The sequence below is a fragment of the Mammaliicoccus sp. RAM2 genome (assembly GCF_045897195.1).
GTDB lineage: Bacteria > Bacillota > Bacilli > Staphylococcales > Staphylococcaceae > Mammaliicoccus > Mammaliicoccus sciuri.
In genome coordinates this window covers 398,490-409,967 of record NZ_JBJNWI010000001.1, presented here as the reverse complement: position 1 = coordinate 409,967, position 11,478 = coordinate 398,490, and the positions used below count along the sequence as shown (strand labels likewise).

Genomic DNA, 11,478 nt, shown 5'->3' with positions numbered 1-11,478 from the left:
GAAGTGTTTACGTGAGAGCATTAAAGACTAAAAAAGTAGATGGTGAGAATCCATTATGGAAAATGTATGAAACAGTACGTTTTATAAAAGTATTTAAAAATGTTATTATCATTGAAATTAGTAGATATTTACCGAGTGTTAAATGGAAACATTTTCTATACAGAAAAGGGCTTAAGATGAAAATTGGACAAAAGACAGCTTTTGCATTTAAAGCAACGCCTGATATTATGTATCCTGAACTTATAACTATCGGTAAAAACTGTGTAATAGGATATAATGCAACCATTCTATGTCATGAATATTTAGTCGAAGAATATAGAATTGGCCGTGTAAACATTGGAGATAATGTATTAGTTGGTGCAAATGCCACTATACTTGCAGGCGTGAGTATAGGTGATAATGCTGTTATAGCAAGTGGTACAATCGTGATGAAAGATGTACCTGATGATATGATGGCATATGGCAATCCTATGGAACTTAAAAAAAGGCGGTGAGTCAGTCGTTGGGAGAAAATTCAAATGTCATACACGTAAAGTTTGATAAAGACTTCTATTATCATAAAGCAATGGAAAAAATGAGAGAACAAGATTTCGGATATGCCGAGTCTTTATTTAAAAAAGCGCTTGAACTATCACCTAATGATTTTGTTATTATACCGCCTTATGCTGAATGTCTTGTAGAGCTGAATAAAAATACCGAAGCAGAAGAAATGATGTTCAATCAAATTGTGAAAGAAAATTTTGTAACGGATTATTATTTTTATTTAAGTCAAATGTATATAAAGACGAATGAACCTAATAAAGCATTTTTATTTGGTTTAAGGTATGTAACAGAAGAGGACGACCAAGATTATTTTGAAGAAATGATTCAAATGTTTGAAGTAAAGTATGATGATCAAACAATTGTGGAAGAAGAAGCGGAAAGATTTGTTATTCAACATATTTTTCAATACTTATTTTCACATGGTAGGTTACAAGAAGCGAATGAATATATTGATAGACAACGTGCTAAAATACAAGAAGATAAGCATATTATGAATTTAAAAGCGATGTCTATGTTATACAATAGTCAATATGACGAAGCGGAGATATTATTACAAACGATATTGGAAGATAATCCTTCTGATATTTACGCTTTATGTCATATGACATTATTGCTTTATAACACGCAACAGATAGAACGTTATGAGCAATATCTGAATCAATTAAGTAAATTACATCCTATTAACGATGAAGAATCTTTTAAATTGGGTGTTGTTCTAAGCTATTTAGGAAAGCATAAACCTTCTAATCAATTATTAGTGCCTCTTCTAAAAAAAGCACAAGCTGCTACGCCACAACTACACCACGCCTTAAGTTACAACTTCTATCATTTAGGTTATTTAGATGAAGCGAAAAGACATTGGCAAAGATTTGAAGATAGTGTACAATATCATAGTCAATTGCCACCTTGGAAAATTGACGAACTAAAAGATATGTTAGATCGTCATGTATTACCTTTATTAAAAGACGAAGACTATCGATATAGATTATATGGCATATTTTTATTAGGATATATGAAACATAGAGAACTCGTTATGTCTCATGAAATATGGGAAGTTCTAGAAAGTTTACCAGACTATGAAAGGTTATATATAACGTATACTTTTCAAGATTTACACTTAAATAAGTTAGGCTTTATTGATAAAGGTATGAAGCTTATCGAACAATCCATATATCAGAAATATGGAAAAGAGATTTTTGTATCATGGATTGAACATGCAGAAATGCTCATTGCAGATAATGAATCGATTGAACAAGTTGAACATTATGTTGCAGCATCCATTTATATTTATTTAAAGATGTTAAATAAAAAAATAACTAAAAAAGAGATTAAAGATACATTTCATATTACTACGTATCGTTTGAATAAAGCGATCAATGCTATTTTGAGCATATAGTTATGAATAGTAATGATTATGATGTACAATTCTACTGAATTAATAAGAGGAGGCAGTTTATAAATGACTACACAAGTAGATTATGATGTAATTATAGTTGGGGCAGGACCAGCAGGAATGACTGCTGCAGTGTATGCTTCAAGAGCAAATTTATCAACTGTAATGATAGAACGAGGTATGCCAGGTGGACAAATGGCAAACACTGAAGATGTAGAGAACTTCCCTGGCTTTGATTTAATAACAGGTCCAGACTTATCAACTAAAATGTTTACACATGCACAAAAATTTGGTGCTAAATATGAATATGGTGACATTAAAGAAATAGAAGATAAAGGTTCTTATAAAGTTGTAAATATGGGTGACAAAACATTAACAGCTCGTGCAATTATCATTGCAACTGGTGCAGAATACAAAAAAATAGGTGTGCCAGGTGAACAAGAATTAGGCGGACGCGGTGTAAGTTACTGTGCAGTATGTGACGGTGCATTCTTTAAAGGGAAAAACTTATACGTAATCGGTGGCGGAGATTCAGCTGTCGAAGAAGGTATTTTCTTAACTAAATTTGCAGACAAAGTTACAATTGTTCACAGAAGAGACGAATTAAGAGCTCAAAAAATCATTCAAGACCGTGCATTTAAAAATGATAAAATTGATTTCATTTGGAACACTACATTAAAAACAATTAATGAAAAAGATGGTAAAGTAGGATCAGTAACATTAGTTTCAACTGAAGACGGATCTGAGTCAGAACACCAAGCTGACGGTGTATTCATCTATATCGGTATGAAACCATTAACTAAACCATTTGAATCATTAGGTATTTTAAATGAAAATGGCTATATCGAAACAAATGATGAAATGGAAACTAAAGTGCCAGGTGTATATGCAGCAGGCGATGTTCGTGAAAAAACTTTACGTCAAATCGTTACAGCAACAGGTGACGGAAGTATCGCAGCACAAAATGCACAAGCATATATCGAATCATTAGAAGACGAAGAACAATTAATATAATTTGAGTAGTGAAGAGGCGAGGACACATGTCCCGCCTCTTTTTTTATGTGGATGGTAGGGTGCTGATTGTGATTATCGGTCCAGAAATGAGATTTTCAGGCCGATAAAAATAATTATAGACCCGAAAACAGGGTTTTCAGGCCGATAAAAATAATTATAGACCCGAAAATAGGATTTTCAGGCCGATAAAAATAATTATAGACCCGAAAACAGGATTTTCAGGCCGATAAATAAAATTACCGACCCGAAAACGTAACATCAATATAATCAACTCTATTTCATAAGTGATTACTACCTTTATATAACGGGAAAGATACACTTGTATTGGCCATTTATTTAATGTTTTTTATGGTGTAATCATGTAAGATAAAGGTATATATGATCGTTAAAGGAGAACTGTTATGCAACCTATCGACAAAACTAATGTAAAAAATGAGCTTCTTGTAGTTACAGGAATGTCCGGTGCGGGTAAATCAGTCGCACTACAAGCTTTAGAAGATTTAGGATATTTTTGTGTTGATAATTTACCGCCTATATTATTGCAAAAATTTGTTGATTTAATGGACCAGGGTAATCCTTCTTTATCAAAAGTTGCAATTGGTATCGATTTAAGAGGTAAGGATTTCTTTGGAGATTTAAGAGATGAATTAGATTATATACAAAGTGAGAAAAGAGTCTTAGTAGACATTATCTTTTTAGAAGCAAGTGATAAAAAATTAATTTCTAGATATAAAGAAACGAGAAGAACACATCCTTTAAGTGAGGAAGGTAGTTTATTATCTGCAATTGAAAGAGAAAGAGCATTACTAAGTGATATTAAAGGTATCAGTAACTTTGTGATTGATACGACTGAAATGAAGCCTAAAGAATTGAAACAAGAACTTGTAGAAACATTTGAAGAAGATCCTTCTACAACATTTCAAGTAAGAGTGATGAGCTTTGGTTTCAAACATGGTATGCCTATTGATGCAGATATAGTCTTTGATGTACGATTTTTGCCAAATCCATATTATGTTGAAGAATTAAGACCTATGACAGGTCTCGACGATGAAGTTTATCAATATGTTATGAAATGGAAAGAGACGAATACATTTTATAAAAAGTTTAGTGATCTGTTAATGTTTATGTTGCCTGGTTATAAGAAAGAAGGGAAATCTCAATTGACGATTGCAATTGGTTGTACAGGTGGTCAACATAGATCTGTAGCACTTGCAAAACGCTTAGGGGAAGATATTAAAGAGAACTTTGACTATGTTGTGTATACATCACATCGCGATGCACATATTGAAAGTAAGCCAAGAACATGAAAAGATTAAAAGTCGTCTTAATTGGCGGAGGAACCGGCCTTTCTGTATTAGCAAGAGGGTTAAAGGATTATCCAATAGATATTACAGCCATCGTAACTGTAGCAGATGATGGCGGTAGTACTGGTAAAATTCGTGATGTGATGGATATACCTGCTCCTGGCGATATCAGAAATGTATTAGCAGCACTTAGTGACACAGAACCAATGCTTGAAAAGTTATTCCAATATCGTTTTGAAGAAGAAGAACTTGGTAGTCATTCAATCGGAAATTTATTGTTAGCAGCTATGACAAATATTACGGATGATTTTGGACATGCTGTAAAAGAATTGAGTAAGTTATTGAATATTAAAGGGCAAGTCATTCCATCCACAACGAGAAGTGTCGTGTTAAATGCAGTTATGTCAGATGGTGAAATCATTGTTGGGGAATCTAATATTCCTAAGACTGAAAAGAAAATTGAAAAAGTATTTTTGACACCTCAAGATATTGAACCGATGAAAGAAGCAATAAATGCGATTGAAGAAGCAGATTTAATCGTTATGGGACCAGGTTCTTTATATACAAGTATTATGCCTAATTTAATTTTGAATAAAGTTAAAGATGCCATTGTTAATACTGAAGCAGAAAGACTATATGTATGTAACCTTATGACTCAAAAAGGTGAGACAACGGGTTATTCAGTTAGTGATCATGTTAAAGCGATTCATGACCATGTAGGTGCATCATTCATTGACTTTGTTATATGTCAAAATGAGCGTTTCAATAAAGATATCCTATTAAGATATGAACAGGAAGAAGCTAAACAAGTTGAATTTGATGGTGAGAAGTTGAAAGACATGGGTGTACAGTGTATTCATGATAATGAATTAGTGAGTATCACACCTCATCAATACATTAGACATAACAATAAAGTGTTGGCACAACTCATTTATGAAATTGCCTTAAGAGAAATCAGTACAATTCAATACAAGAAAGATAAATAATCATTTCGTCTAGAGAAAACAGACAAACTTAAAAAATGATATTACATGAAGCAAATGTGGCATGAATGATTGTCAATTTGCTTCATTTTTTTATGGAAATCAAGTAATATAAATGTAAGGGTTTTCAATTTGGAGTGATGGGTCATGAAAAGAGTTCAGATATTAATGGTGATTATAGGCTGTATATTTTTACTCATAGGTTTAATCGCAAATCAGCAGATAGGTATTACTTTTTTAATCATTGGTTTAGCGATGATATTATTTGGCGTTATTAAAGAGCCTTCAAGTAAAACATAAAAAGTTCAAGTTTAAAAACTTGATACGCCCGGCTATTCCGTGTAATATGAAATAGATACAAAACGTATGATATGTCTTTTGGCATATCATTATTTTTATGTGCTTATAAACTAAGAAAGGATGATCTGCTGTGAGCTTTGCTTCAGAAATGAAAAATGAATTAACAAGAATTGAAGTAGATGATTGTTGCGCCAAGGCAGAACTTTCAGCTTTGATTAGAATGAATGGTAATTTAAGCATATCTAATCAGCAATTTGTTATAAATGTACAAACTGAAAATGCAGCGATAGCACGTCGAATATTTTCATTAATAAAAAAATGCTTCGGTGTTGAAGTTGAATTATTAGTGAGAAAGAAAATGAAACTTAAGAAAAATAATATATATATTAGTCGAATAAAAGTAAAAGCTAAAGAGATATTAGATGAACTTGGTATTTTACAAGATGGCATGTTTAAACATGAAATAGATAAAGATATTTTACAAAAAGATTGTTGTAAAAGAAGTTATTTAAGAGGTGCATTTCTAGCAGGAGGTTCTGTTAATAACCCAGAAACTTCTTCATATCATCTTGAAATCTTTTCATTATATGAAGAACATTCAGCAGATTTAACTGCACTCATGAATCAATATGATTTAAATGCTAAATTATTAGAGCGCAAAAAAGGTTTTATCAGTTATTTGAAAGAAGCTGAAAAAATTTCCGATTTCTTAAGTTTGATTGGTGGCTATCAAGCGTTATTGAAGTTTGAAGATGTGAGAATTATTCGAGATATGAGAAATTCAGTAAATCGATTAGTCAATTGTGAGACGGCTAATTTGAACAAAACAGTGAGCGCCGCCATGAAACAAGTTGAGAGCATTCAGCTCATCGATAAAGAAATTGGTATTGATAACTTGCCAGATCGCTTAAGAGAAGTTGCAAGACTTAGAATAGATAATCAAGATGTTTCAATTAAAGAATTAGGTGAAATGGTAAGCACAGGTAAAATTTCTAAATCAGGTATTAATCATAGATTACGTAAATTAAATGAAATGGCTGATAAAATTAGAAACGGCGAGACAATTCAACAATAAAAGAAGCACCTGGGACAATTCCTGTCTCAGGTGCTTCTATTTTTATGAATTATTTAATATCTTCTGGATGCATAACATCATCGATTAAACCGTATTCTTTAGCTTCTTCAGCTGTTAAGAAGTTATCACGATCTGTGTCTTTTTCAATTTTTTCAATTGGTTGTCCAGTTCTTTCAGATAAAATTTTATTTAATTTCTCACGTGTACGTAAAATATGACGAGCTGCAATTTCAATTTCAGTAGCTTGTCCTTGTGCACCGCCAAGTGGTTGGTGAATCATAACTTCACTATTTGGTAATGCATAACGTTTACCTTTAGCACCAGCTGCTAGCAAGAATGAACCCATAGATGCTGCCATACCGATACAAATAGTTTGAACATCAGGTTTGATGTGTTGAATTGTATCGTAAATAGCAAATCCTGCTGTTACACTACCACCTGGAGAGTTGATATATAAGTAAATATCTTTCTCAGAATCTTGAGCTTGTAAGAATAGTAATTGTGAAACGATTGAGTTTGCTACATTGTCATCGATAGCTGACCCTAACATAATAATGCGGTCTTTCAATAAACGTGAATAAATATCATAAGCGCGTTCTCCGCGATTTGTTGTTTCAATAACTGTTGGTATTAAATTCATCAGTTAATCCTCCTTTGAATATCTTAATGACCATATCATACACTACAAAGTCAAACATGGTCAAAAAATATGACCTACTGATGAATATTATAACTTAAATAGCTGATTTATACACTGGGAATTTGTGATATGAGTTGTCAATGTTAGCATAAATGATATAATAGTTTCCGTAATCAACGAGCTGTGTGCAGTGAATTTGTGTGACTTCTATATTAAAATAGTCACATCTTTTTCTGATGAAATACTCCCTTTGAGTTGTATTCATATTGCTTCACTCCTTAATGGTTGATAATTCTATTATATCGACAATATATTAAGTAGATATAAAGTATTTATTAAGACTTATCTCTCCGTAGTGTAACGGATAACACGCAAGATTCCGGTTCTTGAAATGGGCGTTCGATTCGTCTCGGGGAGGCTTTATTATGTAAAGGGTGATTTGGATGGCAATTAAATTTTATGTTGGGACAAATTGTGGTTTATGTGAAGATGCTAAGATTCAAATTGAATTTTTTAAAGAATCGTACGATCATGAAATAAAAATAGATACTATTAATATTGAAGAAGATGATACATTACTTGAAAAATATATGTTAAGGATACCTGTTGTTGAATACGATGGGCAAGTTTTACAAGAAGGGAATATCGATTTCATCACATTGACAGAGGCATATAATCAAATGAAATAATAGGAAACGCTTTTAACTTGCATTCTATATATAAGGGGTGTATTATAAAACTGTAAACAGATATTATTTTTTTGACCCGCATGGGACAAAAAACGTCTAACCCAGGTTAGAAATTGCCCATCTGTTAATCTTTGAGGAGGCGACTTGTTTATGGAAGATTTACTAAAAGTACAACATAGACTAGTTCCTGATTTGATTGACAAGATGTATCGACGCTTTAATATTTTATCGACAATCGAGAAGAAGCAGCCTATAGGTCGAAGAACGTTGAGTGATGTTATGAATGTCACTGAACGGGTATTGAGAACTGAAATAGAAATTTTAAAACAACAAGATTTAATCAGCGTTCGGTCAACTGGTATGAAATTGACTGAAACAGGCGAGCAAACGCTTGATTCTTTATCACATTATTTAACACTTTATTCTAGTTTTAATCATATCGAAGAAGAAATTTTCAATCGATATGGTGTCAAAGCTCATATAGTGAGAGGTAATTCGGATTTAGATGAGATGGTTAAAGCAGAAATGGGTAATGTTACAGCTGAATTACTAGAACAGTCATTATACGATCATGCTTCTGTATCAGTAACTGGTGGTTCAACAATGGCAAGAGTAAGTGAGTCATTACATCCATTAGATAAAGACATTTTGTTCACGCCAGCGCGTGGTGGTTTGGGTGAAAACGTTGTGTTTCAAGCAAATACAATTTGTGCAAGTATGGCAAATCGTACAGGTGGGTCATATAAAGTCTTGTATGTTCCAGACCAAGTGAGTGAAAGTTCATACGAAACTTTGCTGAAAGAACCTGCAGTAATTGAGGTGCTAGATGCAATACGTCGTTCAGATTTTATTATTCACGGTATTGGTGATGCGCTGAAGATGGCGGAAAGAAGGAAGACTTCTGAAGCAGTATTAAGTCAATTGAAACATCATCATGCTGTCGGAGAAGCTTTTGGTTATTATTTTAATGACAAAGGTGAGGTCGTACATCGTGTTAAGACAATCGGTTTGCAACTAGAAGACTTAACAACAAAGACAAACATTTTTGCAGTAGCAGGTGGGACATCTAAAGCAGAAGCGATAAAAGCTTATCTTGAGATTGCGCCTAAGAATACAATTCTTATTACCGACGAAGGTGCTGCAAAAGCAATAATCAATTTGGAATAAAAGGTTATTTAACCTTTTTGAAATAAAAAATTAAAAGGAGGCCATCATAATGGCAACTAAAGTAGCAATTAATGGTTTTGGTAGAATAGGTCGTTTAGCATTTAGAAGATTACAAGAAGTTGAAAATATCGAAGTAGTAGCAATCAACGATTTAACAGATGACGCAATGTTAGCTCATTTATTAAAATATGATTCAACACAAGGTCGTTTCAAAGACGAAGTAGAAGTTATCGAAGGCGGATTCCGCGTAAACGGTAGAGAAATCAAAACTTTCGAAAATCCTAATCCTAAAGAATTACCATGGGGCGATTTAGATATCGATGTAGTATTAGAATGTACTGGTTTCTTCGCTGACAAAGACAAAGCTTCAGCTCACATCGAAGCAGGTGCTAAAAAAGTATTAATTTCAGCTCCAGCATCAGGTGACTTAAAAACTATCGTTTATAACGTTAACCATGACGAATTAGACGGATCTGAAGAAATCGTTTCAGGTGCATCTTGTACAACTAACTGTTTAGCTCCAATGGCTAAAGTATTAAATGATGAATTCGGTATCGTTGAAGGTTTAATGATGACAATTCACGCTTACACTGGTGACCAAAATACTTTAGATGCTCCACATGCTAAAGGTGACTTCCGTCGTGCTCGTGCAGCTGCTCAAAACATCGTGCCTAACTCAACTGGTGCTGCTAAAGCAATCGGTTTAGTAATTCCAGAATTAAAAGGTAAATTAGATGGATCAGCTCAACGTGTTCCAGTAGCAACTGGTTCAGTAACAGAATTAACAGCTGTATTGGACAAAGAAGTTTCAGTTGAAGAAATCAATGCAGCAATGAAAAATGCTACAAATGATTCATTCGGTTACACTGAAGACGAAATCGTATCTTCTGATATCATTGGTATCACTTACGGTTCATTATTTGATGCAACTCAAACTCGTGTTATGACAGTTGGAGATCGCCAATTAGTTAAAACTGTATCTTGGTATGACAATGAAATGTCTTACACTTCACAATTAGTTCGTACTTTAGAATATTTAGCAGCTCAAGCTAACAAATAATTTAAATAATTGAACTAAATAGGTTATGCTTATGAGTAAGCGGGGAGCACAACGCTTCTCCGCTTATTTTTAATCGTAAAGTATTTTCTATTATCTAGAGGAGGAAGACAAGTCATGGCAAAGAAGAATGTTAAAGACGTAGAATTAAAAGGTAAAAAAGTACTTGTAAGAGCAGATTTTAATGTACCAATGAAAGATGGTGCAATTACAAACGATAACAGAATCGTTCAAGCGCTTCCTACAATAAAATACATTATCGAGCAAGGCGGTAAAGTTATTTTATTCTCACATTTAGGTAAAGTGAAAACTGAAGAAGATAAACAAGGATTGTCACTTAAACCAGTAGCAGAACGCTTAAGTGAATTATTAAATAAAGAAGTAACATTTGTACCAGAAACTCGTGGTGAAGCGTTAGAAAGCGCAATCGACGGATTATCTGAAGGCGATGTATTAGTATTTGAAAATACTCGTTTTGAAGATATTGATGGTAAGAAAGAATCTAAAAATGATCCTGAATTAGGTAAATACTGGGCTTCATTAGGTGATGTATTTATCAATGATGCATTCGGTACAGCTCACCGTGAACATGCGTCTAACGTAGGTATTGCATCTAATATTGAAACAGCATCAGGTTTCTTAATGGATAAAGAAATCAAATTTATCGGCGGCGTTGTAAGTGAACCTGAACGTCCGTTAGTAGCAATTTTAGGTGGCGCGAAAGTGTCTGATAAAATTGGTGTTATCGAAAACTTATTAACAATTGCTGATAAAGTTATCATCGGTGGAGGAATGGCATATACATTCTTCAAAGCACAAGGTAAAGAAATCGGCTTATCACTTCTTGAAGAAGACAAAGTAGAATTTGCTAAAGATTTACTTGAACGTGCTGGCGATAAAATTATTTTGCCGGTTGATTGTAAAGTAGCTAAAGAATTTTCAAATGACGCTGAAATTACAGTTGTTTCTGCAGATGAAATTCCTGCTGATCAAGAAGCAATGGATATCGGTCCTAAATCAGTTGAAGTATTTAGTGAAGCTCTACAAGGTTCAAATACAGTTGTTTGGAATGGTCCAATGGGCGTATTCGAATTTAGTAACTTTGCACAAGGTACAATTGGCGTATGTAAAGCAATCGCTAACTTAAAAGATGCTACAACAATTATCGGTGGTGGAGATTCAGCTGCAGCAGCGATGGACTTAGGATTTGCTGATGATTTTACACACATTTCTACAGGTGGTGGAGCTTCTCTAGAATATCTAGAAGGTAAAGCATTACCAGGTATCGAAGCAATTTCTGAAAAATAATCATA

12 protein-coding genes are annotated in these 11,478 nt (G+C 33.5%); 11 read left to right on the top strand and 1 reads right to left on the bottom strand.

The genetic code is table 11. The features are described 5' to 3' along the window. The first annotated feature begins 11 nt into the window (after nucleotides 1-11). The 7 genes from ACJTHF_RS02095 to whiA all read left to right on the top strand — a co-directional run bounded on the left by ACJTHF_RS02095 (nucleotide 12) and on the right by whiA (nucleotide 6,612). Entirely contained in the window at nucleotides 12-494 is a 483-nt protein-coding gene (locus tag ACJTHF_RS02095) for an acyltransferase (protein ID WP_058591608.1), read from the top strand. Nucleotides 495-502: 8 nt separating this feature from the next. Next, nucleotides 503-1,939, top strand: a complete 1,437-nt coding sequence (locus tag ACJTHF_RS02090; RefSeq protein ID WP_058591607.1) for a tetratricopeptide repeat protein — start codon at nucleotides 503-505, stop codon at nucleotides 1,937-1,939. 63 nt (nucleotides 1,940-2,002) lie between these two features. Continuing rightward, entirely contained in the window at nucleotides 2,003-2,950 is a 948-nt protein-coding gene (trxB, locus tag ACJTHF_RS02085; RefSeq protein WP_048539908.1) for a thioredoxin-disulfide reductase, read from the top strand. A gap of 401 nt (nucleotides 2,951-3,351) precedes the next feature. Next, nucleotides 3,352-4,257 (top strand): RNase adapter RapZ, encoded by a 906-nt coding sequence (gene rapZ / locus ACJTHF_RS02080; RefSeq protein WP_048539907.1) that lies wholly within the window; start codon nucleotides 3,352-3,354, stop codon nucleotides 4,255-4,257. Then, nucleotides 4,254-5,240 (top strand): gluconeogenesis factor YvcK family protein, encoded by a 987-nt coding sequence (locus ACJTHF_RS02075; protein ID WP_232156579.1) that lies wholly within the window; start codon nucleotides 4,254-4,256, stop codon nucleotides 5,238-5,240. The genes rapZ and ACJTHF_RS02075 overlap by 4 nt, the downstream gene beginning before the upstream one ends. 144 nt (nucleotides 5,241-5,384) lie before the next feature. Beyond that, entirely contained in the window at nucleotides 5,385-5,537 is a 153-nt protein-coding gene (locus tag ACJTHF_RS02070; RefSeq protein ID WP_162841914.1) for a hypothetical protein, read from the top strand. A 130-nt stretch (nucleotides 5,538-5,667) separates the two neighbouring features. After that, nucleotides 5,668-6,612: a DNA-binding protein WhiA gene (gene whiA / locus ACJTHF_RS02065; protein WP_049319745.1), complete on the top strand. Its 945-nt coding sequence runs from the start codon at nucleotides 5,668-5,670 to the stop codon at nucleotides 6,610-6,612. A 49-nt stretch (nucleotides 6,613-6,661) separates the two neighbouring features. On the opposite strand, the gene clpP is transcribed toward whiA, so the two are convergent. Then, complete coding sequence (clpP, locus tag ACJTHF_RS02060) at nucleotides 6,662-7,252, bottom strand: ATP-dependent Clp endopeptidase proteolytic subunit ClpP (RefSeq protein ID WP_025904542.1); 591 nt, start codon at nucleotides 7,250-7,252, stop codon at nucleotides 6,662-6,664. Nucleotides 7,253-7,695: 443 nt separating this feature from the next. Between clpP and ACJTHF_RS02055 the strand changes: the two genes are divergently transcribed. From ACJTHF_RS02055 to ACJTHF_RS02040, 4 genes are all read left to right on the top strand, one after another. Continuing rightward, a complete protein-coding gene (locus ACJTHF_RS02055) occupies nucleotides 7,696-7,941 on the top strand; it encodes a glutaredoxin family protein (protein WP_078355524.1) in 246 nt (81 codons plus the stop codon). A gap of 150 nt (nucleotides 7,942-8,091) precedes the next feature. Further along, nucleotides 8,092-9,108, top strand: a complete 1,017-nt coding sequence (locus ACJTHF_RS02050; RefSeq protein ID WP_048539903.1) for a sugar-binding transcriptional regulator — start codon at nucleotides 8,092-8,094, stop codon at nucleotides 9,106-9,108. Nucleotides 9,109-9,157: 49 nt separating this feature from the next. After that, entirely contained in the window at nucleotides 9,158-10,168 is a 1,011-nt protein-coding gene (gene gap, locus ACJTHF_RS02045) for a type I glyceraldehyde-3-phosphate dehydrogenase (protein ID WP_025904545.1), read from the top strand. A gap of 114 nt (nucleotides 10,169-10,282) precedes the next feature. Continuing rightward, on the top strand, nucleotides 10,283-11,473 hold the full coding sequence (locus tag ACJTHF_RS02040; RefSeq protein ID WP_232156577.1) for a phosphoglycerate kinase: 1,191 nt from the start codon (nucleotides 10,283-10,285) through the stop codon (nucleotides 11,471-11,473). Nucleotides 11,474-11,478: the final 5 nt, after the last annotated feature.